Raw genomic sequence first — 26,259 nt, forward strand, 5'->3', positions numbered from 1 at the left:
TACCTATTATTAATTTACTACAATATTCTAAACTCAAAAACGCCAGATTCTGATGAATTTCCTTCAGCATCTTTAGTGATGATATTCCAATAATACGTATTACCAGTCGACACTGGAACTGTAATTTGTTCTGTTGAAATGTCGCTCGTATTTAGTTCAGGAGGATTAGTGGTTCCGAAATACACATCATAACCTACAATATCGTCATCAACATCACTTCCATTCCACTCTAATGTTACAGAATTGGTAGCAGGAATCGTTTGGGCCATAGTTGGTGATATTATTTCCGCAGGAAAAGGCGCGTAGGTTTGCACACCAGGACCAGCATTATAAAAATTCCAGACAGCACTCACTTTAGTTTCATTCTGATACGCATATTCGACAAACCATCTGAAAGCCTGAGCACGATTTATAGTCACTGGAAATATAAAATCTACAGTTTCATATTGCTCAATATTATCTGTATCTAAATTTTCTATGGTAAGTAAATACGTTTCGGCATTATCGTTGGGTTCCCATTCAAAAAATACAGTGCTCTCTGTTGGTGTTGGATTTTCACCCTCGTTACACAACATATCTTCCTGAGGAAAGACCAGTTGTACTCCATTAGGCGGATCTTGAGCTCCTCCGTTATTGTTTGGAAGACCATCATCTGTAGTATCCTTACAGCCTAAGAATAAAATTGCTACACAAAAAATATAGGTTATCTGTCTCATTGTTTTACGATTTTATATGTAGATATTGTAGTCTCTGTTTTTACGACCATTATATACACACCAGCTGTTAAGTCTGTAGTGTTTACACTCATCTTCATTCCTTCATTTTCAATAGTTTTACTGAGAACCAATTGCCCTAATGAGGAATATATATTTATACTTAGATTGTCTCCTTCAATACCATTATAAATATTAACTAGATTTTTAAAAGGATTTGGATACACTAGGAAATTATCTGTCATGACTATACGTTCTTCATAAATTCCCTGACAATCGAGATCTGTACTCACCTTTAATGTATTTACTCCCGGAAGCAAGTCTAGAGTGATTGAGTTATTATGTGTAGTGAATGTATCTCCATTAAACTTAATATTATAACTAGAACTACCAGACAAATCAAGTGTTAGTTGATCTCCTGACATTGTTCTATTTGCAAAAACTTCCAATGGATCAGGCTCTGTTATAACGATTGTATAGCAAAGCTCATAATCTGGCCATTCTTCTATGGTAATGCACATATCATAAGTACCAGCAAGAAGATTAAAGATATCAACATCGTTGGTAAAATTATATGCCTGAAAGAAGTCGTCATTACCTAGAGTAACTGTATATGTATAAAGTTCCTGAGCTATAATAGTCACCTTTCCATTGTTACTATTTAGGCAGGTTTCACCAGTAATTGAGACTGTAAAATTATCGTTTGGCAAATCTGGATAAGCACATCCATTAAAATCCACAGCAGCTCCAAATTCAGTATTAGGACAAAGATCGTCTTCATTTGGAACACCATCATTATCTGCATCTTCGCATATGGTTTGATAACTCGCTGATTCGTCTTTTACCCAATTATCATATGTACCATCTGTATTAGAGATTACTGCTACAGGATCATCAACTAAAATACATCCTAAGTCTGGATTATTAGTTGCATTAAAAATTTGCAAATTTTGATTATTTCCATTCTGTAAATTAAGCTGGTCAGCAATAAGCATATTAGACTGGCAGAACAATTGCGTCAAGTTAAAATTTTGTGTAATGCTAAGACTAGTTAATTGGTTTGCTGCGCAATTGAGTTCAACTAAATCTATCAAAATATCTACATTTAAATTTGTAAATAGATTATTGGATATATTTAAATCCACGAGGTTTAAATTCGTGTCGAAATTCAATTGGGTGATGCTATTGTTAGAGACATCTAAGTCTGTTAAATTTGATAACATTGACGCATCCATATCTGTTAGCATATTGCCTGAGGCGTCTAAATCTACCAAAAGGACATTGTTACTAAGGTCTACTGTAGCTACTAGATTTTCACCAAAATCTAGAGTTGTTAAGCTTACAAAGTCTTCAATACCTGTGAGATCTAAAATCTCATTTCCGCTTACATTTAAAAATGTAATGTTTTCAATATTCTCTGTTAATACATAATCATCTAAAGCACCAGAGTCATAACCTAAATTAATCAAAGCTTGTTCAAAATTATCATCTGGCACATAGGTTTGTCCGAAAAAACATTCCGTAGCAAATTGTGCTGTAGTATCTATGGACCAAGTAGCACCAGCTGGCACTGTACCATTATCGGTTTCAATACACATTAAATCTGGATTATTGGTTGCATTCAGATTAGCTAATATTCCATTTTGTCCATTTTTGACATTAAGAGTTTCCAATATATTTGATTGACAATTGATACTTAATAACAATTGGTTTTGCTGAAAATCGAGCTCTGTAATTTGGTTATTCTCGCAACTAAACACCTCTAATGATAACACTTCAGCAGGTAAAAATGATGTAAATGCATTGTTACTAATATTCAAATTTGAAAGATTAGAGTTGGCGCTAAGATCTAAACTACTGATGGAATTACCAGCACAGTTCAATATGGTCAAAGCTGTATTATTTTCAACATTCAACTCAGACAAGGTATTATTAGAGCAATCAATATTGAGTAGATTAACATTAGAACTCAGGTCAATTTCGCTTAAATTATTATCAGCACAATTCAAACTTTCTAAAGCCAGGAAATCCTCAATTCCTGTTAAATCAGCAATAGCATTTCCATTAATATCTAAGCTTGTTAAAGCCTCAATATTTGCAGTTAACACATAATCATTTAATGGACCAGAATCATACCCTAAATTGATCAATGCCTGTTCAAAATTATCGTCAGGCACATAGGTTTCACCAAAATTACAATCCTCACTATAGCTTGTATCGCTATCTTTCACCCAATTAGCTCCAATAGTATTAGCGTCATCTACCTGAATACAAGTTAAATTAGGATTACCTGAAGCATTTAAACTTGCAATGTCGGGATTGATTCCATTTTGAATATTTACAAAATCGAAAAGGTTATTAGATACGTTTATAATTACAGTTTCTGGACAAAACTGGGTTTGATTTGTATTGTATACACACGCAGAGATTGCCATGGTAGTTAAATCAATATCACCTTCAATTTGATTACTACTAACATTAAGTCGCTTTAATGTTCCTAAATTATTAGATAAAATAATATTGGTTAAGAGATTAGAACTGCAATCTATTTCAATTAGGTTTCCATTGCCAGACAAGTCTATTGTTGTTAATTGATTGTTAGGACATGATAAAAATTCCAGAAGAGTGTTTGAACTTAAATCCAGTTGAGTTATCTCATTAAAACCACAGTTTAATTGCTCAAGAGCAATATTAGCAGAAACATCAAGCTGGGACAGATCATTTTGAGATACTTGGGCTTCAATTAAATTGATGTTATTTTGTAGGTTAATATCTGAAATTTGATTGTCTGTTACAGCCAAAAATGTTAATTGTGGATTTGACAATACATCTATTTGTGTAAGGTCGTTTGATGCACAATTTAAAGTCTCTAATGACTGATAGTTATCCACCGAAATATTAGCGAGCTCATTGTTGACGCAGCTCAAACTTATAAGAGTTGTGTTATTTACAGTTGTAGTAACTAAATTAGTTATGTTATTACTGTTGCAATTAAGATCTTCAAGAGCAGTGTTACTACTTACGTCAAGACTTGTCAAAGTATTATTAGAGCAGTTTAATTCTCTCAATGCAGTATTGCCTGAAATATCTAAAACATCTAAATCATTATCAGCACAATCTAAAAATTCCAGGTTAATATTTTGAGATGTGTTAAGGTTAGCTAAATTATTTCCTGCACAAAACAACTCTACTAGACTAACAGTTCCAGTAGTATTGAATACTCCGTTGGCATCGTTAATATCATTTGTAAGCAAGAAGTTAGAACTACAATTGAGACGTTGTAAATAAATCATATCGCTCACGTCTAAATCATCTAAATAATTGCCACTACAATCCAATTCTACTAAAGATTTGAAATCTCTAATACCTGTTAAATCAGAAATACTTTGGTCGCTAACATTTAAGGCTTCTATATGCTCAATATTTGAGGTCAATACTTGTCCATCAATAACATCATCGTAACCAAAATCAATTAGTGCTTGTTCAAAAAATGGATCTGGAATTGCGGTAAAACGACTATTAAGACAATCGCCATTATAGGTTGCAAAATCATCTTTCAGCCAACTTCCAGGAATACTTCCTTCGATGGCATCATCAACATTGATACAGAACAAATTAGGATTATCAGTAGCATCAAAAACAGTCAAAGCTCCATTATTTCCGTTTTCAATATTTAAAGCTTTTAATGCATTAAAATTACATAGCACTGATGTTAAGGCAGTATTAGCTGTGAGGTCTAAGTCTTCTATTTGATTGATTGAACAATCCAAAATTTGAAGAGCAGTATTATTACTCAAATCCAAACTAGTGATTAGGTTATTTGATATGTTCAAATTTTGTAAGGCAGTAAAATCCTGAATTCCTGTTACGTCTTCAATTGCAAGTCCTGAGACATTTAAGACCGTTTCAGTATTGATGTCTGCAGTGGCCACGTAATTATTAAGTATTCCGTCTGAGTCTATATTCTGGTCGATGAGTGCTTGTTCAAAATTATCATCAGGTATGTAGGTTCCACAGTCGAGATTGTAAGCAGCTATCGCATCTTTTTGCCAACCTGCTGCACCATCAGCAAAAGCCACATCGTCTACATTTATACAAAATAGATTAGCATTATTTGTTGCATCAAAGCTTGTTATAGCAGTATTATTTCCATTATTAATATTCAATGCAAATAGATTATTACTGTTACATAATAAAGTGGTCAAAGCAGTATTTGATGTTGTATCTAAACTTTCAATTTGATTCATTGAACAATCCATATTACTCAACGCTGTATTACTACTTATATCGATACTAGTAAGTCCATTATCAGAACAATTTAGTGTTGCCAGAGATGGATTACTACTTAGATCTAAATTTTCGATTGCATTATTCGAGCAATTTAGTGTTGTTAAAAGTACATTAGCGTTTACATCAAGGACAGACAAATTATTATCTGAAATATCTATATCTAAAAGCGCCGTATTATTAGAGAGATCTACACTTTCAAGTGTATTATTACTACAATTCAGAATCTGTAAAACCGAAAAATCTTCAATTCCAATCAAACTTGAAATTGATACATTCGAAATATCTAAATTGATGATATCATCTATACTATCTGTGAGCACTAGATTATCTATGACATCATCATAGCCTTGGTTGATTAATTCTTGCTCAAAGTTATCATCTGGTACGTAAGTATAAATGTCCACGCAAGTGTTTTCACTGTAATAAGTCCAATCATCTTTCAACCAACCAGAAGGTGTGAATCCGCTATCAATTTGAATACAGAAAAGATCTGGGTTATCAGTAGCATCAAATAAAGACACAAGGTCATTGAAACCATTATTGACTATTAGGGACGTTAGTTGATTTCTGGAGACATTAATTAAAGCCGAACCTTGACATAGGGTAATTGGATCGGTTTGCGGATCAGGACATACTACTGTATTGATAGAACTTAAATCTAAATTAGTCAATGCATTATTTGAGACATCAAGACTTTTCAGAACAGTATTTACTGATAAATTGAGCGTACTAATTTGATTTGAAGAGCAAAACAGATCTTCTAAATCTAAGTTATTGCTTACAACCAACTCACCAGTTAACCTATTATTTGATACATTTAATAGTTTCAAATTAGTGTTAGCTGAAACATCAATAGTAGCTAATCTATTATCATTACATAATAAAATCTCTAAGTTTGTAAAATCTTCTATACCTGTAAGGTCAGCAATTTCCAAATCAATGACACTAAGTGTGACAACATTTGATATTCTGTCTGTAAGTACTAAGTTATTATTAGCTATACCATCTCCCATACTATTGGCATCTCCAAGATTTACCTGAGAACCGTCTTCAGCATGCGTTTCTAGGTACTCTTCGAAATTATCATCTGGAATTGAGGTTGTTTGGGCCCCTAATAGTGCGGAGGTAAACAACATTATCAAAATCAAAAATTGGACACTTTTTTTCATAACACTTTTGTTATTTAAAACACCTGATTAATTTTAATGTTTTGCTTCTTTAATAACTTCTTTGTGATAATGAATTTGTTTATCAAACTTTTCTTTTACTGAATTAATAAACTTAAGTTTAAAATCAGGATCTTCATTTAATTTCTTCCACACTAGATGTTTTCTTGTATCAACACCTTCATCCTTCATCATTTTTTCAGCTAATTTTAAGCCGTTTTCTATATCAGCATCTGTTATTTCATAATAGATGATATTATCTTCAACTGTATAATTTCGACCATCTGCTGAAGTTCCACTTAGAGCATCTTCATCCATCTGCGAACCGTCATCACCAGAAATCAAAGCTCCATTTTCAAGCGCATCTATTCTACTAATAGTCTGCTCTAAAAGTTGCTTTAATTCATTTATTTCATTGGCCTGACTTAAAAATTGCTCCTCTAATTTCTCAATAAACGGACTTGTATCATTAGCATTCAAACCTACAGCGACATTGACATAATTAAAACCAGATTTAAACTCTACTGATTCCCATGCAACACCAACAATATTTTTTATATCTCTAGGTTGTATTTGAGCTGGCGATACAGCTATACCAATACCATCATTATTTCCGCTAGGTAAAATATAATCGCCTATATTAACCTTTCCATAGACTTTCACAGGAACTTGCCCCATAAACGCTACTTTTTCATAGTACTGCTCTAATTGAGGTTGCGGTAAAGCACCAAGAACAATTGGCTTATAAGAAATTACCATCATTCTATGTGAATTATCAGTATTCTTAGTGATCTTACCTCCATTAACTCCAACAATATCTCCGTAAGACATAGTTTCATTAATATCTGCTCTAACCAAATACTCGGCATAATCTCCTGCTCCAGAGGCATAAGAGACACCTCTAAATTTTTCTTTATTATAATCAAACACTTGTAAGTTTCTAATGGCGAAAATTTCGTTGGCTATTGCAGCAATTTCCTTAATTACTTCAAGTGCTAAAGATGCAATTTCTGCTGCAATCTTTGCTGGCCCAGGAGAAACCACACATGCGCCAAACCCTACACATGCTCTAACATCAGCAGAAGCTGAAGTTAATGCAATACCTGCTATTGTAACATCTATAGTTTGCCATACCAAATCTAGAGTACCATCAACAACATCGTAGGTTACATTAAGTCTATCTAAGTTGTAATCTGCGTTATTGGTAAATTCGCTTTGTTCAGTTTCACCTTCTATTCTACCCCAAAGCATTGGTGCACCTTCGTAATTTGGAATTGTTACGCCAGATACTGTATTGGCATTGTTACCATAAAAATCTGTCCATGGTTCAAATGGTGCTCCACCACTCAATAAATCCCATAAAATATTAGCTGCACCTCCAATACCTCCCAATGGTGGTAATTCACTTGTATCACTAGGAGAAGTTGCATCCCAAAATGAAATGAAATTATTTTCGTTTTTAGCGCCTACAGCATTGACCTTAATTGCTATACCTTGATTTCCACCTTCAACCAATAAAGGATACTTATTGATATCTAAATCCGAACCCTGTAAGGTCGATGTTATTTTTACTTGCGAATCTGATGTAACATTAAGTCCGCCACCCAAATTAGTAGAATCTGTTACCCTGAGTGTTGCTGCAGTTAAATCACCAAAACTAGCTTCACCATTCACGACAAGATCATTTAAGGTTGTTAGTCCGAGAACATCGAGAGTCCCATCTAAAGCCGTGTTGGCATTAACATTTAAATCACCAGTAAGTATTGAAGGGCTACCATTATTTACATTAAACGCCTCATTCAAGTTGACAATTCCGTCAACATCTAAGGTTCCCGTAAGATTGGTAGCATTACCATTGTTAACATCTAGAGTACTACTCAAATTGGTTGGGCCTTCCACCTGTAATTCACCATTGAGATAGGTTCTATCATCAACTGTTAAAGTGCCTGTAGCTGTAATATTTCTGTGATATGCATATGGTAGAAAGGTTAATCTTTCTCGACTCATCGTTTCAAAATTATTTCCTGCGTCGAAATCAATCTCCACTTTTAAATCTTTTGGAGTACCATCCCAGCTTATTTCCTTGAAATAATCATGTTCTGCATCACCTATTAAAAGATTGATTCGTCCAAATTCATCAGTATCCGTAATTTGTACCTCTTGAAATTCTATTTGATTACCACTATCATAAATTGTAAATCTTATAGCAATTGTGGTATTTGGCAAATAATTACCTTCTGAATCTACTCCAGGTAATTCTAAATTATCCGGACTAATGATAACGGCTTGATAGGTTATACCATCGGTTTGTGCAAATGCTTGAGACATCAAACAAATAAAGAACGCAAAGGTTAATATTCTTTTCATAATTGGTGGGTTTATAATTATTGATTCTTTTTTAAATTTTAATGAGTTTTGTACTGAAATGTTTTCTACCAGAAACTACTTTTAAGAAGTATGATCCTGTTGAAATAGTATTGATATTAACTCTGATGCTTTGTGCTGGTGAAAATTCCTGTGAATGAACAAGCTTACCTTCAACATCATACATTACAACAGATATACTGTTAAGTATTGAATTACTAAATGTGATTGTTATGGATTCCTTAAACGGGTTAGGATATACTTTAGCTTCTAGATCATGATTATAACCTCCAACAACTTTAATCTTACCTAAAGGCTGTTGATAACCTTGCCTTAAGTAGTAGCCGTTATTAGAGTGCGTTCCGATAACGCTCGACTGACCTATGCTTTGACTAATAATGTATGTACCATTACTGGTCACCACGTTCTGAGAAGAGCCACTGCTACCAAGATTTGATCGTATTATGCGATATCCTGATTGATCTTGTGCATGAAATTCTTGAAAAAATCCAAACAACACTATGATATAAATTATAGCTTTCATTGATTTATTATGTTTATTTTCAAACTATTAACAGTTTAAACTTATAAGTAAAAATTCATTTATTTTAATAACTAGTCTAATGTCCACCTTTTGTCTACTCAAATGCCTAATTGACTAATAACTGCAAAAACATTTAGGCAGATTTATGATGAAACCCAAACCAAATTGATGCGCATTCAAATTCAATTTTTCAGCATTCTTACCACTACTAATTAGTACTGATGTTCCATAAGAATACCGCACAAAAATTGCAGTACTCCTTGAAATTGGATACTGCATTTCCAGACCGCCTCTAAAAAATAGAATGTTATTATTGAACTCCTCCTCACCTACTAGGTTGAAGACATCATTATTAATGGTTTGATTTCCTCGAATTAAAAATTCTGAAGCTGCAGATACATTAGCTAAAAACGTAAGTTCTCTAAGCTCAAACAGTTTAATATCTAATCCAGCTTTTACACCTAAGTAACTTACATCCCATTCAAAGTAATTATCAACACTGCTTTCGCTACCTATTGCTCCGTAACTATTGTAAGAAGCACCGAGCGACCAAAACAATGTATTAGCATCATTTATAGATTGCCTGTAACCCATACCAAAGTATGATTTTGATTTAGACAGCAAATTATTTAGTGGTCTTCCCTGTGAATTTTCATAATCAAAGGCGGACACTGTTGTACCAAACTCGAAGGTAAGTTGTTGGCAGAAACATAAATTACTAATCAATAGAATTGATGTAAGAATCTTGTAATTCTTTAGCATGAAACCAGTTTTTGTTGTAGCAATTTAGATAAAATAAAGACTGGTTTTTCATAAATATAGGGCTGTCCACCCTTTGTCCACCATAAAAAAAACGGTCTATTTAAAATTTTGAAGATATTTATGTAACACAATTACACTAAGTAATTATATTATTAATAAACTGATTATCAATATTTTAAAACATTAAACTAAATGTCATTATCTTAGATAATCTAACTACCACAAAACATGGAAGCAAATTCTCGAGTCAAAAATGTCCTAATTTTTAGATTTTTAAATTATGTCTACTTAGAAGTGGACATTTCCGTATTACTCATTTCGGTCTTTCTTATAAGTCAGGTAAGTTTTTCACAAGATCAAAAGCGAGTAGATAGTCTTTTACAGGCAGCATCACAACAAACAGACACAACTCAAATTATCACCTATGCGCACTTATTTGCAGATTATATATATGTAGATCCATTAAAAGCCAAACCCTATCTGGATAGTACTATGGTGTTAGCAAATCGATTAGGGAACAAAAGTTTTATAGCAAGAACTACTAACTATTTAGGAGTATATTATAATTTTACATCAGACTACAGAAAAGCCGATTCTACTCTCTCTATAGTGATAGAGCAATATGCTGAAATTGGAGATAGTATTCAAATGTGTGCCACAATGAATAATAAGGCTATTGCTCTTAAGAGTCTTGGCAATTATAGGGAAGCATTAGAAACTCATATGCAGTCTCTAAAACTCAAAGAACAACTCAACGATACAGAAGAAAGCATAGCTGCCAGTTATTGGAATATAGGAAATTTACAGGGAGACATTGGCAATTATGAAGCGTCAAACACCTATTACAATAAAGCAAAAGTAATCTTTGAAAAACTTGATCTTGAACAAGACCTAAAATCTATTAATAATAACATTGCAATCAATCTCAGTACCATGGGACATTATGAGGAATCGATTCCTTTATTTTTGGATGCCATTGCCTACAATAAAGCCAATAATTACAACAATGATCTTGCGGGAGCCTATGACAATATTGGTTCTGCATATTATAATCTGGATAGCATTGCTATAGCAAAAAGCTACTATGAAAAGTCACTTGCTATTAGTCAGAATTATGGCGAAACCTCTTTAACCGGACTCAATTACAGGCATTTGGGTGAAGTTTACATGAAAGAAAACAAACCCAGAATTGCCTTGGATTATTTCAAAAAGGCTTTAAAGATTTCTGAGGAAACTGGTACATCAAAAAAAATGATCACAGACTATCTTCGCTTATCTCAGGCATATTCTGCTGTAGGTCAATTTGAGAAAGCTTATCAAAATCATGTTAGTTATCATAAACTCCATGACGACATCCTAAATGAGGAAAATATAGAGCGAATGAATCAATTGGAGATCAGCTATCAAACCGAAAAAAAAGAAAAAGAACTCGCCATCCAGAAAGGCGAGATTGATGCTCTTAAGCAAAAGGAAGAAATCTCTAAAAACCGTCAACGCTTGCTTGGTATTGGTAGTCTGTCCTTATTATTATTTGCAGGTGCATTATTCTATGGTTTACGACAAAAAATGAAGCGAAACAAACTAGAACGCGAGCAATTAGATACCTCATTGCGATTCAAAGAAAAAGAACTCACTACACATGCTTTACATTTAGCGCATAAAAATGAAGTATTACTCGATCTCAAGGCACAACTCAAAGAACTTAAATCAGACAGTCCAAATTCCAGGAGTTATCAAAATGTGATCAATACCATTAACCTAGATATCAATAATGATAGCAACTGGGAACAGTTTAGAACTTACTTTGAAGATGTCCACAAAGATTTCAATGCCAATGTAAAACGCAACTATCCTGAGGTATCAGCAAACGACCTGAGATTGATGTCATTACTTAAAATGAATTTATCCACTAAGGAAATTGCTAACATTTTAAATATCTCCACCGAAGGCGTTAAAAAAGCACGCTATCGTCTACGTAAAAAACTAAATCTAGCAACAGAAGACTCACTTCAAGAATTAGTTATAGACCTATAAATCAATTGTTTAAAAAACAAAGTCCACCTTTTGTCCATGAGTCCATATAAAGACGTCCACAAGTTGTCTACCTTCAAAATTATGAATCATCATAATCTGTATGTATGTTTGGTATGTCATTAAGTTGACAACCAGTTTTGTGGTGCCTTGCACTGGTTAGGCTGCAGACTTTACCAGTTGCAAGTCGCTACGAAAACTAATAATAACATACCACAAAACACAATTATTTTGAATCTTCAAACCCAAAACTGCGTTATAATATCAATGGTCTATGACCTTATAAACAAATTACGATGCTTATAATCCTCTTTATACTTCGAATCATACTATCAAAAGCATAGTATATCTAGACCATTAAGTGATAACTTCAATGCGCAAGAGCATAGTTAAATAATCACAACGACATTAAAAATAATGGGATTAGCCAAAATCACGTTAGTTTGTTTAAAAGAGTGAGCAGTTATGTTTACTCTTTTTTTATTCTGAAAAATTGCTAAACTTGTTATATCTTTAAATACATAAACTGATTGAGTTATGGATAAAGCATTACAAACAATGATCAATAATATGCCAGAAAAAACTGGTAAGTCATTAGAGGAATGGACATCAATTTTAAAAGCCAAAGCATTTGCCAAGCATTCAGAAGGTGTAAATTTCCTAAAAAAAGAACATGGTGTGACTCACGGTTTCGCTAATACTATCGTAACCTTATCAAAAGGAGATAATCATTCAGCAGATGATCTGGTAACCAATCAATATAAAGGTAAAGAACAACTATTTCCTATATATGAAGCACTATTGAAAGAGGTGAAGTCTTTTGGAAATGATATCACCATTACACCCAAAAAAACCAGTGTTAGCGTCATTAGAAAACGACAGTTTGTTCTCATAAAACCAGCTACAAAAACCAGAATTGATCTCGGACTCAAATTACCAGGAAAACCAACCACAGATCGTTTAGGAAACTCTGGTCCGTTTGGAACTATGTGTACTCATCGTGTGCAATTAACTTCAGAAAAAGAGGTTGATCCAGAACTTATATCATGGATAAAAGAGGCTTATAATCTATCTCAATAAAACATTTACATATTTGCCGAGTTTAAAAAACAAAGCTATTCAGAAAAACAATACATAAACTCTAACTAGGTCACTTAGACTCCAACATTATTGCTATACAAATTAGCGGTGTCTTGAGTACAATAGAGCGTTTGACATAAAATTTACACTTTTTTTACATTTTATCGGGTTTTATAACTCACTCTAGTCGATATATTTGACTTAGATAAATCAAAAAACGCCTATTATGAAAAAATACATCATTATTATCTGCACAATACTAGTTATAGCGAGCTTATCAATTTTAGCTTTCACAAATTGGGACCACACTAATACTGAACAAGCAGAATTATCAAAAGAGCATATTTCAGTCATAAAAAATCAGAACACCAATCATCTTAACACTAAAAAAATTCCCGACTTATACTATGGTGTAGATTCGAGATTTGCTCCTGTAAAACTATCAGATGTGCACAATGCGACAACCATTTATGATTTTTTAAATGAGGGAGAAAAAGCACAAATAGATCAGATCAATTCTGTTAGACTCATCATGGTTGAAAACAACCAACTCTCTGAAAAACGTGCCTATGGCAACAACGAATTCCTTACAGATGCTCAAAAAGACCTTTTGAAATCAACAGCTTACTTTAGTCATTTTACAATCAGAACAAAATTCACAGCAAAAAACGAAGAGACTGGTCAAATGGAAGATCGTTTTTTTGGTCCGCATATCACTGTTGTTCCCAATCAACAAGCCACCTACGTTGATGGTAAAGACGCACTTATAAATTACCTAAAGGCACAGAGTAAAGACTATATGAATGTTATAAAAGACATGAAACTTGGCGCTATTAAAATCTCTTTTAAGGTAACTAGCGAAGGTAACATTTCAGATGTTAAACATGATGCGATGTCAACTGGTTATAAATCCATTGATGATCAATTCATGACTCTTATCAAAAACATTCCAGGAACATGGATTCCTGCGGAAAATAATAAAGGAGAAACATTAGATCAGGAATTGGTATTTACGTTTGGACCTGCAGATGGTTGTTAACTAATTCACGACCTCAGCGTATAAATCGAAATCCTCGGCTTCTATGACTTTTACAGTTGTAAATTCGCCTGTCTTAAGATACGTACTTGTTGCATCAATCAACACTTCATTATCCACATCAGGAGAATCATATTCGGTACGACCAACAAAGTAGTTGCCTTCTTTTCTGTCGATTACGACTTTAAATTCTTGTCCGATTTTGGCTTGATTCAATTCCCATGAGATCTGCGATTGGATTTCCATGATCTGATTAGCACGATCCATTTTCACGGCTTCAGGCACATCATCTTCTAAATTATAGGCATGTGTATTTTCCTCGTGAGAATATGTAAAGCATCCTAAACGCTCAAAACGCATCTCTTTAACCCATTGCTTTAACGTTTGAAAGTCGTCTTCAGTTTCACCTGGATAACCTACGATAAGCGTAGTTCTAATAGTCATCTCAGGAACTTTAGCTCTAAACTCCTGAAGCAGCTTTGTGGTTTTCGCTTTGGTGGTTCCACGACGCATACTTTTTAGAATACGATCTGAAATATGCTGCAATGGAATGTCTAAATAATTACAGATCTTCGGTTCGCGGTTCATTACATCTAACACATCCATAGGAAACCCTGTTGGAAATGCGTAATGTAAACGAATCCACTCAATACCTTCTACTTTTACCAAATGCTCCAGTAATTCGGCAAGGTTTCTCTTTTTATAAAGATCTAATCCATAATAGGTCAGATCCTGAGCAATAAGTATCAATTCTTTAACACCATTAGCTGCTAATTTTTCAGCTTCTGTTACTAAATCTTCAATAGGTGTACTCTTGTGCTTTCCTCTCATCAAAGGAATCGCACAGAAGCTACAAGGTCTGTCACAGCCTTCTGCAATTTTTAAATAGGCATAATTTTTTGGTGTCGTTGTTAAACGTTCTCCTATTAATTCATGCTTATAATCTGCTCCAAGAGCTTTCAATAATTGTGGTAATTCTGTGGTTCCAAAATATTGATCAACATTTGGAATTTCTTTCTGAAGATCTGGCTTGTAACGTTCGCTTAAACATCCTGTAACAAATACTTTATCCACCTCGCCTGCTTCCTTTTTTTGCATGAATTCTAAAATAGTATTCACACTCTCCTCTTTCGCATTATTGATAAAACCACAGGTATTGATCACAACCACATTGCCTTCTTCCTCATGCACAACATCTTTCCCACTAGCTTTTAGTTGTCCCATTAACACTTCGCTATCGTAAACATTTTTACTACAACCAAGGGTTACAACATTGATTCTATTCTTCTTAAGTGATTTCGTTCTCATAGTTGAATTTCAGTTTGCAAAGATACATAATGATTTGTGATATCTTTGTGTTGAGACAATTAAACCTTTCTCATAGGAAATAGTCCAACTATGAAATCTTTGTTATGAAGTCTTTACACTACATCGCCCTTTTTATATGTTTCTCACTGTGTTTTAATTGCTCATCGAGTGATGACACCTCGGAAATGCCCATAGATGGAACTCCAGAACCTGAATTCACATACTTTCCCCCTACTGATGGAAGCGACACATGGGAAACCAAATCCATTTCAGATTTAGAATGGAACAACGCTGAATTACAACCGCTTTTAGATTTTCTAGACGACAAGAATACCAAGAGTTTTATGATACTTCATAACGGAAACATAGTGGTTGAAGCCTATATGAATGGGCACACAAACGCAACACCATGGTATTGGGCTAGTGCAGGAAAAACACTAACAACAACTGTAATAGGAATTGCTCAAGATGAAGGTTTGATAGACATAGATGATAAGGTATCTGATTATATTGGAACAGGATGGACAAGCATTCCATTAGATAAAGAAAATCTGATCACTTGTAAAAACCTATTATCGATGAATTCAGGCCTAGATGACAGTCTGGGAGATGATATTTCACCTGATAATCTTCAGTATATTGCCAATGCTGGTGATCGATGGGCCTATCATAATGTCTATGTCAAATTACAAGACGTGGTAAGTGCTGCCAGTAATCAAACCTGGAACTCCTATTTTAATACCGTCCTAAAAAACAGAATAGGCATGTCTGGAGCCTGGTTTCCTATTGATGATCTCAATGTGTATTGGAGCAATACCAGAAGTATGGCACGTTTTGGATTAATGATCTCTGCTAATGGCAAATGGGAAGAGGATCAAATTGTATCTCAGTCTTTTTTAAACGAGGCTACAAATACCTCTCAACCACTCAATCAGGCTTATGGATATTTATGGTGGCTCAATGGAAAATCATCCTATCGCTTACCGCAATTTCAACTTGAATTTTCCGGAGAATTAGTTCCAAATGCACCTGAGGATATGTATTGTGCCTTAGGTAGAGACGATCAGAAAATCTATATCGTACCAAGTAAAGATCTTGTGGTAATCAGAATGGGAGAACCTGCAGACGATATCAATTTTGCATTGTCCAATTTCGATAATGACCTTTGGGAAAAGATCAATGCCTTAACCAACTAATTATAATTTGCTGGTGACTTCCTCATTTTCGATGCCTGTTCGTAGACATAAGCCCATTGTAACAATCGTCGTTCATTTCCAATAGTTATAAATGTCAGACCTTTAGGAGCTCCATTTTCAGCATAACCCATCGGAACCGTTAATGCAGGATACTCAGCTACTGCTGCAAAACCAGCATGATAGTTATTAATAGATAATATGCCATCTAAGTTGTGAGTAGTCATTGGTTCGTCAAAAAAGCGTTTTCCATTGGTTTTTAAAGTACTTTTTATTTTGGCAAATTCTGCTTCGGTTGCCGAGTCATCAGATACACCCTGAAATAATTTTTGTCCATAAGGCATGACATTCAAGCTGTCCTTACGATTAAAGTCCATAATATCTTCAATAGACGAGTATTCTAAATTAGGATTTCCATAGTTTTTTAAATAAGTTACCAGATCTACTTTCATATCCAGATTTAACAACCTTAAAAATCCTGGAAGGCCAATATCGGCAGCCTCTATTTCTATAATTTCAGCACCTTGAGCTTTTAGTACTTCAATAGCGTTGACATACAGTTGATCTTCCATCAAGCCTTTAATGGCACCAAAACGTTTTCCTTTTACATTTTTTACATCTGTTAAACCACTATAATAGTATGATCCAGGCCATTTCGGATTTAAAGATTTTTGGTCGTTGTCATCATACCCATAGATAGCAGACATTAGTATAGCATTATCCATGACATTTTTAGTCATTGGTCCAGCAGTATCTAAAGTTGATGAAATAGGAATAATGCCACTACGACTCACTAAACCTATAGTTGGTTTGAGTCCAACTACGGAATTCTGACTCGATGGTGACAAGATAGAACCAGACGTTTCGCTACCAATAGCAGCCACACAAAAATTTGCAGCTACGGCCACACCACTACCAGAACTGGAACCTCCTGTATCAATAATTTTTCGTCCGTATGGATTTAATGTTTGTCCGCCGATTGCCGAATAACCGCTCGGACAATCACCACAGAAGAAATAAGCCCATTCGCTTAAATTTGCTTTACCAAGAATGAGTGCACCTTTCGATTTCAATTGTTTCACAATGAAAGCATCTTCAGTAGTATTATCTTTCAACGCTACTGCTCCAGCTGTAGTTGACATTCCTGTTGCATTGATATTATCTTTTAATAAGATTGGCATTCCATAAATAGGGTGTCTTTGCTGTTTTGATGCCTTAAAAGCTTTATCACATGCTTTCGCATCATTTATAATATTGGGATTAATAGCTATTACAGAATTGAGGGACAAAGCATTGTTTCTGTCAAATGTTTTAATTCTGTGGAGGTAAAACTTGGTGAGCAATTCGTATGTCAATGCTCCACTTGTAATGTGTTGTTGAAGGGTTGGAATATCCTGATCCAGGATAAGTGGTTTTAGTGCATTGTATTTAGCTTCAGTAAAATCTTTTAGATCCTTTTCAAATATATCCCAAAGTTCATTAGAGTTAATGTATTTAGAATCTAAGACTTTAAATTCTCTGAATTCTTTCGTAGAAATATCACTAATATCATTTTCGTCTTTAGTATCCTGACTCGTTTCAACATCAGTAGGGGTTTCCTTTTTCTCTTCGGAAGGTTTACAGCTGTAAGTAATAAAAATAAGGCAAAGTAGAAGTATGTATCTCATGGTTAGCATTTTTTATAAAAATACATAAAAATGAGATTAATTACGTTGTTCAAAAGGAATCACATTTCCCTTTTCAATATAATTTTTTAAGCCTTGGAGTAATTGTGCCCAGCAAAATGAAGAATTCCTGAATTCATGATTATTCTCTGGCCAATTGGTATGTGAGAACTTGAATAAGGTTTTATTATCATGCGATTCAAGTGTGATACCAAAAGTAGTCGGATTCCAATCGCTACTTGAATCTGTCATTTTTAAATAGAAGTATTCGTTTGCTTTTACTTTTGAGACTTCGGCAAACCAATTATAGTCATCTGTAAAATTAAGATTGTATATGTGACCTAATTCAGGTTTCCCCGATGATTTTAAAGTCCACCAATTGTCTAAATGTTCTGGCAAACAAAACGCATCGAAGACCTGCTTTACAGATGAATTGATATAGAGATCGAAGTAAATATTATGCATAAGGATTGAAACTATTTACGAATTCATAAACGTAACTTCCCATAAAGATAAATAAAACAGAATAGATGAAAAGAAGCCAAATAGCATAAGCATTGTAACGCTGCTTATTAAAACTTCTATAGGTATATATTCCTATTAGGATAAATATTAAAGACAGAATAACCATTGGAAACACAGTATATTTCCAGAGATATTTAGGAATTAGTGGACTGCTAGTTCCGTCAAGATAAGCGTAAACAATACTCTGGAGATAATACAACACGCGAATTATTGCAAGACCAAAGGTTATGATAGAAAGGAGTCTTAACGTTTTTTCGCTATTCAAATATGTGGTTTTCTACTTAAAGAAACTATCTACAAACTCATACTTATTAAAGACCTGAAGATCTTCAATACCTTCACCTACTCCAATATACTTTACAGGAATTTGGAACTGGTCACTAATACCAATCACTACACCACCTTTAGCTGTTCCGTCAAGTTTAGTAACCGCTAATGTAGTAACTTCTGTAGCTGCTGTAAATTGTTTAGCTTGTTCAAAAGCATTCTGACCTGTAGAACCGTCTAACACCAACAATACATCATGAGGTGCGTCGCCAACCACTTTTTGCATGACACGTTTCACTTTGGTCAACTCGTTCATTAAATTGACCTTGTTGTGAAGTCTTCCCGCAGTATCAATAATGATAACATCAGCATCCTGATTAACACCTGATTGTAAGGCATCAAAAGCAACACTAGCTGGATCACTTCCCATTTCTTGACGAATCATTGGGACATCAACGCGATCTGCCCATACCTGAAGTTGATCAATAGCCGCAGCTCTAAAGGTATCTGCTGCACCAAGAACAACTTTAAGTCCTTTCTTTTTAAACTGATAAGCTAACTTACCAATAGTTGTTGTCTTACCAACACCATTTACACCAACAACCATTAATACATAAGGTGTTTTAGAGCCGTCTTCTTGTCTTGGTAATTCTGGAATGGTATACTCTGTATCTTCTCCAGAATTCGTCTCAGACAAGAGTCCAGCAATCTCTTCACGTAAGATTTGGTTGAGCTCAGAAGTTCCCAGATACTTATCTTTAGAAACACGTTCTTCGATACGTTCAATGACTTTCAATGTGGTATTGACACCAACATCACTAGTCACTAAAACTTCTTCGAGGTTATCTAAGACATCATCATCAACTTTAGATTTACCTGCAACTGCTTTATTTAATTTTGAGAAAAACGATGTTTTCGATTTCTCTAACCCTTTATCAAGGGTTTCTTTTTTTTCCGAAGAAAATATCTTTTTAAAAAAACTCATTGTATTGTATCGTCGTTTTTAGTTTAGCTGTTCTATTATGCGTTAGGGATTGCAGCGGTATCCTTTTCTCATGTCACCTTGAGCGCAGTCGAAAGGTTTTAACATGATAAAAGATTTAAGCGTAAAGCCCGACGCTCCAGAGCTTTTAAGCCTACGAAGCACTTCGGCGAAGAAGGCGAGCGAAAGAGCGTAACGTCAACACATAGAATACAACAACCTTGCCCTAATTAATACACTGCTAAGTTGTCATACTTCCTCAAATATAGACATAAAAAAACTGCTTTCAAATCTGAAAGCAGTTCGGTATTAAACACAAGTGTTTAATTATTTTTTACTTAAAAAATCATTGACAAACTCTGGTGCCATTACTGACTCAACAAACATGTAAGCGCCAGTTTTTGGAGATTTTACCATTTTGATCGCTTTAGTAAGTCTTTTAGATCCTGTTTGTAATGATGCTACTGATTTCTTTGCCATGACTTATATAATTTTCTTATTTAATCTCTTTGTGAACTGTCATACGCTTTAAGATAGGATTGAATTTTTTGATTTCCATTCTATCTGGCGTATTCTTTTTATTTTTTGTAGTGATGTAACGAGAAGTTCCTGGCATTCCAGACTCTTTGTGCTCTGTACATTCTAATATAACCTGTATTCTATTTCCTTTTTTTGCCATTGTACGTGTATTTAACGCGTTATGCTATTATTTTAAAAATCCTTTGGATTTTGCTTCTTTGATTGCAGCAGAAATACCAATCTTGTTGATGGTCTTCAATGCTGAAGTAGATACTTTTAAAGTAACCCACTTATCTTCTTCAGGAATGTAAAAACGTTTCTTGATCAAGTTAGCGTTAAATTTACGCTTTGTTTTATTCATCGCGTGAGAAACATTGTTTCCAACCATCGCTTTCTTTCCTGTAAGTTCACAAACTCTTGACATTTCTTTCTAACTTTAAATTATGTTCTTTTAAAACAGGGTGCAAATTTAGTAAAACTTTACAATACCAACAAACTAAAAGTGTTACTTTTTTAAAATTTCTTTTTGTAACATTTCAAAGGCTTTATTTGCTGCTTTATTGATCACTTTTACACGATGATTACCAAAACTAAACTTCTCAGAATACACACGATCTTTTGTTGCGATAGCTATATATACTATACCCAGATCTTCTGCAGTATCATCTTTGGTAGGACCAGCATTTCCTGTAGTAGCAATGGCATAATCGGTTTGTATCAATTGTAAGACATTTTTAGCCATCGCTTCAGCAACTTCTCCGCTCACTACGGAGTGTTTATCTATAATAGCTTCGGAAACCTTGAGCACATTCACTTTAGTCTCTTTGGTATAACTCACTACACTTCCTTTAAAGTATTTTGAGGCTCCTGCATTGGCTGTAAAGCGCTCTGCTATGAGTCCGCCAGTGCAACTTTCAGCAGTAGCCACGGTTTTTCCCATTTCAGTTAAATACTTACCAATAACAGCTTCAATGGATAAATCCTCCTCAAAACCAGCAAAGATATCTTCAATTTGCGGTAATAAGGTCTGGGTTTGCTTTTCCATTTCGGTTGTAATGCGTGCTTTATCCATGCCTTTTGCTGATAAACGCAAACGCACACGTCCTAAACTAGGTAGATATGCCAATTTTATAAAATCTGGCAAGGCACTTTCAAAGGACTCAATACGTTCTGCTAATGAACTTTCACCCATGCCATAGGTCAAAAAGGTTTTATGCTGTATGTAAGGAAATTCAAATCGCGTACGCAATTTTGGCAGGACTTCGTCTTCTATAAGTGCTTTCATCTCATAAGGCACTCCAGGTAGTGATATAAAAACAGTCTCATTTTTTTCAAGCCACATGCCTGGTGCACTACCATATTTATTCATTAACACCTCAGCCTTTGATGGTACTAATGCCTGATCTAAGTTGACTTGCATGATAGGTTTCTTGACATAAATCTCCCAAATATGCTCGATATTTTTTCTCACTGAAACATCTTCTTTTAATGTATCATCGAAATAATCGGCTATGGTTTTTTTTGTGATGTCATCTTTTGTTGGCCCTAAACCACCAGTAACAATGACAATATCTGCATTGGCTTCCGCTTCTTCAAACGCTTTTAGAATATGAGTTCTATCATCTTGTACTGAAGTGATCTGGTATACTGAAACTCCTATTTTATTGAGTTGCTTTGCTATAAATGCTGAGTTTGAATCAACAATTTGGCCAATGAGAATTTCATCACCAATGGTAATAATTTCTGCTTGCATTATAGATTAAAATCTTGCTTTAGTTCTGCAGTTGCTTGTTCTACAGCAGTTAGTACCAAGTCTAATTCTTTAGAACAATCTTCATCTGCTTTCTCAAACTTTCCCCAGTCTTGTACAACAATCAGATCCTGAAGTACACCAAGTTCAAATAAATCTACTGTTGGCTTCATTTTATGTGCTGCCTGATAGGCATTGTAGTAATCTTGTTCAGCTACTGCTTTTTTGAGTCGTTCTGCATCTTCAGGCACTTCCTCTAAAAATGCTTCTGCCAATGATTTCACAAAATCCATGTCATTATCGGCTAATTCTTTAACTCTTGCTAATTTGTAATGTTGTTCCATGTATTATTTTACTGTAATAGAAAACAATTGTTTGTCTTCGATATAACCCTTTAATTTATCGTTTGCAATAACTTTGCCAACTCCTGATGGAGTTCCCGTAAATATAACATCTCCAATCTTTAAAGTAAAATATTTTGAGACATATTCTATGATCTCATCAATTTTCCAGAGCATCAAACTCGTGTTTCCGTCTTGAACAATCTCATCATTTTTGTACAAACTGAAATTGATGTTATTGACATCTTCAAAGTCGGTTTTAGGGAGCCATTGACCTATAACTGCTGCTCCATCAAAAGCTTTAGCTTTCTCCCATGGTAATCCTTTAGCTTTGAGCTGTGCTTGTAAATCTCTTGCTGTAAAATCAATACCCAATCCAATATGATCATAATATTTATGAGCAAACTTTTTAGCGATGTGTTTTCCTACTTTATTAATCTTAACCAAAATCTCAACTTCGTGATGCACGTCTTCTGAAAAATCTGGAATAAAAAACGGCTGCTTCTTTAATAAAATAGAGGTATCTGGTTTTAAAAATACTACAGGATCTGTAGGCCGTTCGTTTTCTAATTCTTTTATGTGGTCTGTATAATTACGACCAATACAAATGAGTTTCACCTTTATTTAGAGTTTAGCTGTTATTCTAAAATTAGATATTTCAATTAAAGGGACAAAATTACGGAAAGAATTACAGAGCAACTAATAACTTTAGTTAGATAATGTAAGGGTAATAGCTGGAATAAACATTTTTTGATCTGCAGGCGTATTAACATTATAGTTCCACCATTTACCATCAACATAAAAAACGACTTTATGATCTCTTACCAAAGCAGATGTGGCCGCAAAAGATGGTGCATATCTTGTAATTTTTCTGGTTTCTCTTTTTCCTTCTGGATTGACAAAACTAGTTGTTCCTTCGTAGGCATTATAGGGTATAGCCAAGCCTTCTAACGCAACATATAAGCCATTAGTTGGAAATGTAACACTGTGCCTTGACAAGTCAATAAAAACCAGATCCTGGTCTTTTCCAACGTTAATAATGATGTTCTGAAATATGAGATCCTCATCAGGCAAACCATCTTTACCAACCGTATATAATCTAATTCTAAATTTAGAGTCGCGTTGATCAGTAAACACCCCTTCATTGAGATGAACTGTAAGCGATTTCAGATATTGTGTTTGTTGATAATTTGCACGATACGGAAAGTATAATCCTATGTTCCATGGTCGTGTACCAGCTCCAAAACCTCCGTAAATATTATCCTTTCGCAACGGATTTATCTCTAAAAACTGATCCTCTATTTTTTTAGAAATCAAAACTTCATTGAGTTCTTCAATTGAAGGTTGTAAATAAATCTTTACTGTTTTCAGTAAATCTACTACTGTTATTTCCTTATCATGATAACCAAGAGAGGATAACCTCACGGATTTTTCTAAATCTTCATTATATATGGTGAGAGTATAACTTCCATCTTCCTGACTGGATGTTCCTGCTTTGGAGTTGACGATACTGATATTGACATACGGAATTGGCGCTCCGGTTTTTGCATCTAGAACAACCCCTTTTGCTTCATTTTCCTGAGCAAAAATAAATAGTGGTAATAGAAAAAAGAGGAGTTTTAATTTCATTTAAAAAAGGGCGTATCTTAATTATAAAAACGTCTTTAATCCAATTTATTATTAAACTGACGTAATTTAATGGCTGTTAACACTTTTTTGGTATATAACGGAAAATCTGCATTGAGCAACCATCCAAAATAGCCTGGTTCTTTTTCCAGGATTTCAGTTACCAGTTTCCCTTTGTGCTTTCCAAATGAAAAACACTCTTGACCTTCTTTGTTAAAGCTAATAAAACCTGCAAAATCTGCAAATTTCTTTCTTGAGCTGAAATCGGCCAGAAATTTAGCATCGTTCTCAAGTGTTTCATATCGGTCTAATTGTGATTTCAGTACTTCGTAGGTTGCTAAAGTATCCGCTTCAGCACTATGCGCATCATCCAGGTTTTTATCACAATAGAATTTATAGGCTGCTGTCAATGTACGCTGCTCCATTTTATGAAATATGGTTTGTACATCAATTGATAATCTGTTTTTCATATCGAAATCAACATCGGCACGTAACATCTCTTCTGCCAGCAACGGAATATCAAAACGATTAGAGTTGAAACCACCGAGATCAGAATCTTTGATCATGGCATACACCTCTTTTGAAATCTCCTTAAATGTTGGTTTATCAGCAACATCAGCATCTGAAATACCATGCACTAAAGTAACCTGAGGTGGAATAGGAATGGTAGGATTAACACGTTGGGTATACGTTTCTTCTTTTCCGTTTGGGTGCACTTTTAAAATTGAAATTTCTACTATTCGATCGTTGGTAATATTAATTCCTGTAGTTTCCAGATCGAAAAAACAGATAGGCTTTGATAAATTTAGTTGCATAGCGAAGATTTTAAACAAAGGTAACCAGAATAAATAAAAAATTCTATTGATATGAAATTTGAGTTTACAAAATAAAAAGCCGAAATTCGTTTCAATGGAAATAACAAAAATTCTCATTGTTCTACTTTTATGTATTGGAGCCATACAGGGCTTGATTTACGGTATTATTTTATTCAAGTCTACAAAACGCAATAAGACAGCCAATAAATTATTAGCTATTATTTTGTTCTTTTTATCCTATCGTCTAATTGTACAAATCATGCGTCTATTTGGTCTGGGTTACTACGATAGCTGGTATTATATAATGATTGATTTAAGCTGGATTCATGGAGCACTTCTTTATTTCTATACAAAGGCACAAATTCAACCTAGTTTAAAACTAAAAAGAAAAGATTTAATTCATTTCATTCCTGTAGTCCTACAAATTACATGTAGTGTATTTGTTAGATTACAAAATCTCTATTGGGATGGTACGAAAGAAAGTTTATCCTGGTTGGGATATTGGGGATATGTTGTTTGGATGAATAATTCTACAATTTATATCATTGCCAGTATGCTTATCATATTTTACACACATAAATCTCAAAAACTACTAAGCTCTGCAACAGAAATACTGGATACAAACGATAAAAAACTGTCATGGATCAAACGGATAATGACCTCCTTTAAGGTGTATTTCATTGTGGTCTTGTTAGTACTACTTATTGATCTAATCGTCTATAATTACACTAATGAAGGCTCTTATTTCTATTTTGTACGATTCTATTATTATCCTTTTTTCATAGGCATCGCTATTCTTACCTATTGGATAGGTCTAGAAGGATTCTCTCGAAGAAATGATCCTGAATTTACTGTAAAAACCGAACTTAATTCAGAAGAAAAAAAGAAGCTTGAGAAAATTGCTAAGACTTTGGAACAATCAATGCAAGAAAAAAAGCTTTTTAAAAACCAAGATCTATCTTTAAATAGTCTTGCCAGGCAACTAGATATCAAACCTTATTTAATTTCTCGTTGTTTGAATGAGATCTTCAACAAAAGATTCAACGATTATATCAATGGATATCGAGTAAAAGAAGTTCAGGAATTAATCAACGATCCAAAAAACTCAAAATACACATTACTAAGTATGGCAATGGAAGCAGGTTTCAATTCTAAATCTTCATTTAACCGTGCCATAACAAAGCAACTTGGTATTTTACCTAGCGAATTAAAACCGAATAAATAAAGGTTTCAATTTGTTAATTGGCACCATATAAATTCATTAAAAAAGTGTCAATTAGCTA

Annotated in this window: 22 protein-coding genes; 5 read left to right on the forward strand and 17 right to left on the reverse strand. The window is 34.2% G+C overall.

Translation table 11 applies throughout. From position 1 onward, the window contains the following. Window positions 1-17 precede the first annotated feature (17 nt). From Q0951_RS03270 to Q0951_RS03290, 5 genes are all read right to left on the reverse strand, one after another. The gene (locus Q0951_RS03270) at window positions 18-716 is read right to left on the reverse strand and encodes a hypothetical protein (RefSeq protein WP_299334207.1); all 699 of its coding nucleotides are present in this window, start codon (window positions 714-716) and stop codon (window positions 18-20) included. Then, window positions 713-6,172, reverse strand: a complete 5,460-nt coding sequence (locus Q0951_RS03275) for a T9SS type A sorting domain-containing protein (RefSeq protein WP_299334210.1) — start codon at window positions 6,170-6,172, stop codon at window positions 713-715. Before Q0951_RS03275 ends, Q0951_RS03270 begins: the two co-directional genes overlap by 4 nt. 33 nt (window positions 6,173-6,205) lie before the next feature. After that, the gene (locus Q0951_RS03280) at window positions 6,206-8,536 is read right to left on the reverse strand and encodes a hypothetical protein (RefSeq protein ID WP_299334212.1); all 2,331 of its coding nucleotides are present in this window, start codon (window positions 8,534-8,536) and stop codon (window positions 6,206-6,208) included. Window positions 8,537-8,567: 31 nt separating this feature from the next. After that, the gene (locus Q0951_RS03285) at window positions 8,568-9,077 is read right to left on the reverse strand and encodes a T9SS type A sorting domain-containing protein (protein ID WP_299334214.1); all 510 of its coding nucleotides are present in this window, start codon (window positions 9,075-9,077) and stop codon (window positions 8,568-8,570) included. A gap of 114 nt (window positions 9,078-9,191) precedes the next feature. After that, window positions 9,192-9,839 (reverse strand): hypothetical protein, encoded by a 648-nt coding sequence (locus Q0951_RS03290; RefSeq protein ID WP_299334217.1) that lies wholly within the window; start codon window positions 9,837-9,839, stop codon window positions 9,192-9,194. Window positions 9,840-10,067: 228 nt separating this feature from the next. On the opposite strand from Q0951_RS03290, the gene Q0951_RS03295 reads away from it, so the two are divergent. The 3 genes from Q0951_RS03295 (at window position 10,068) to Q0951_RS03305 (ending at window position 13,989) form a co-directional block, all read left to right on the forward strand. Then, window positions 10,068-11,873 carry a tetratricopeptide repeat protein gene (locus Q0951_RS03295; RefSeq protein WP_299334220.1) on the forward strand — a complete coding sequence of 602 codons (1,806 nt, stop codon included), beginning with the start codon at window positions 10,068-10,070 and terminating at the stop codon, window positions 11,871-11,873. Window positions 11,874-12,407: 534 nt separating this feature from the next. Next, window positions 12,408-12,950, forward strand: a complete 543-nt coding sequence (locus Q0951_RS03300; protein WP_299334221.1) for a DUF4287 domain-containing protein — start codon at window positions 12,408-12,410, stop codon at window positions 12,948-12,950. Between the two features lie 226 nt (window positions 12,951-13,176). Further along, window positions 13,177-13,989, forward strand: a complete 813-nt coding sequence (locus tag Q0951_RS03305) for a hypothetical protein (RefSeq protein WP_299334223.1) — start codon at window positions 13,177-13,179, stop codon at window positions 13,987-13,989. On the opposite strand, the gene rimO is transcribed toward Q0951_RS03305, so the two are convergent. After that, complete coding sequence (rimO, locus tag Q0951_RS03310; protein ID WP_299334226.1) at window positions 13,990-15,294, reverse strand: 30S ribosomal protein S12 methylthiotransferase RimO; 1,305 nt, start codon at window positions 15,292-15,294, stop codon at window positions 13,990-13,992. It abuts the gene before it with no gap. A 104-nt stretch (window positions 15,295-15,398) separates the two neighbouring features. Between rimO and Q0951_RS03315 the strand changes: the two genes are divergently transcribed. Further along, entirely contained in the window at window positions 15,399-16,490 is a 1,092-nt protein-coding gene (locus tag Q0951_RS03315) for a serine hydrolase (RefSeq protein ID WP_299334228.1), read from the forward strand. On the opposite strand, the gene Q0951_RS03320 is transcribed toward Q0951_RS03315, so the two are convergent. The 11 genes from Q0951_RS03320 to Q0951_RS03370 form a co-directional block, all read right to left on the reverse strand. Next, entirely contained in the window at window positions 16,487-18,154 is a 1,668-nt protein-coding gene (locus tag Q0951_RS03320; protein ID WP_299334231.1) for an amidase family protein, read from the reverse strand. The two genes, Q0951_RS03315 and Q0951_RS03320, sit on opposite strands and share 4 nt — an antisense overlap. A gap of 36 nt (window positions 18,155-18,190) precedes the next feature. Beyond that, a complete protein-coding gene (locus Q0951_RS03325) occupies window positions 18,191-18,616 on the reverse strand; it encodes an SRPBCC domain-containing protein (RefSeq protein ID WP_299334233.1) in 426 nt (141 codons plus the stop codon). Window positions 18,617-18,953: 337 nt separating this feature from the next. Continuing rightward, window positions 18,954-19,928, reverse strand: coding sequence for a signal recognition particle-docking protein FtsY (ftsY, locus tag Q0951_RS03330; RefSeq protein WP_299334235.1), 975 nt, complete (start codon window positions 19,926-19,928; stop codon window positions 18,954-18,956). Window positions 19,929-20,252: 324 nt separating this feature from the next. Then, the gene (locus Q0951_RS03335; RefSeq protein ID WP_179351793.1) at window positions 20,253-20,405 is read right to left on the reverse strand and encodes a DUF4295 domain-containing protein; all 153 of its coding nucleotides are present in this window, start codon (window positions 20,403-20,405) and stop codon (window positions 20,253-20,255) included. A gap of 16 nt (window positions 20,406-20,421) precedes the next feature. Continuing rightward, window positions 20,422-20,604: a 50S ribosomal protein L33 gene (rpmG, locus tag Q0951_RS03340; protein WP_031444791.1), complete on the reverse strand. Its 183-nt coding sequence runs from the start codon at window positions 20,602-20,604 to the stop codon at window positions 20,422-20,424. Between the two features lie 27 nt (window positions 20,605-20,631). Continuing rightward, window positions 20,632-20,868 carry a 50S ribosomal protein L28 gene (gene rpmB / locus Q0951_RS03345; RefSeq protein ID WP_299224996.1) on the reverse strand — a complete coding sequence of 79 codons (237 nt, stop codon included), beginning with the start codon at window positions 20,866-20,868 and terminating at the stop codon, window positions 20,632-20,634. A gap of 81 nt (window positions 20,869-20,949) precedes the next feature. Then, window positions 20,950-22,197 (reverse strand): competence/damage-inducible protein A, encoded by a 1,248-nt coding sequence (locus tag Q0951_RS03350; protein WP_299334241.1) that lies wholly within the window; start codon window positions 22,195-22,197, stop codon window positions 20,950-20,952. Further along, window positions 22,197-22,538: an Hpt domain-containing protein gene (locus tag Q0951_RS03355; protein ID WP_299334244.1), complete on the reverse strand. Its 342-nt coding sequence runs from the start codon at window positions 22,536-22,538 to the stop codon at window positions 22,197-22,199. Before Q0951_RS03355 ends, Q0951_RS03350 begins: the two co-directional genes overlap by 1 nt. A gap of 3 nt (window positions 22,539-22,541) precedes the next feature. Next, a complete protein-coding gene (locus Q0951_RS03360) occupies window positions 22,542-23,153 on the reverse strand; it encodes a fumarylacetoacetate hydrolase family protein (RefSeq protein ID WP_299334246.1) in 612 nt (203 codons plus the stop codon). Between the two features lie 90 nt (window positions 23,154-23,243). Further along, window positions 23,244-24,164, reverse strand: a complete 921-nt coding sequence (locus Q0951_RS03365; protein ID WP_299334249.1) for a carboxypeptidase-like regulatory domain-containing protein — start codon at window positions 24,162-24,164, stop codon at window positions 23,244-23,246. A gap of 35 nt (window positions 24,165-24,199) precedes the next feature. Beyond that, a complete protein-coding gene (locus Q0951_RS03370; RefSeq protein ID WP_299334252.1) occupies window positions 24,200-24,976 on the reverse strand; it encodes a 3'-5' exonuclease in 777 nt (258 codons plus the stop codon). A gap of 94 nt (window positions 24,977-25,070) precedes the next feature. Between Q0951_RS03370 and Q0951_RS03375 the strand changes: the two genes are divergently transcribed. After that, on the forward strand, window positions 25,071-26,201 hold the full coding sequence (locus tag Q0951_RS03375; RefSeq protein ID WP_299334254.1) for an AraC family transcriptional regulator: 1,131 nt from the start codon (window positions 25,071-25,073) through the stop codon (window positions 26,199-26,201). The last annotated feature ends 58 nt before the right edge of the window (window positions 26,202-26,259 follow it).

The sequence above is a fragment of the uncultured Psychroserpens sp. genome, from assembly GCF_947501425.1.
GTDB lineage: Bacteria > Bacteroidota > Bacteroidia > Flavobacteriales > Flavobacteriaceae > Psychroserpens.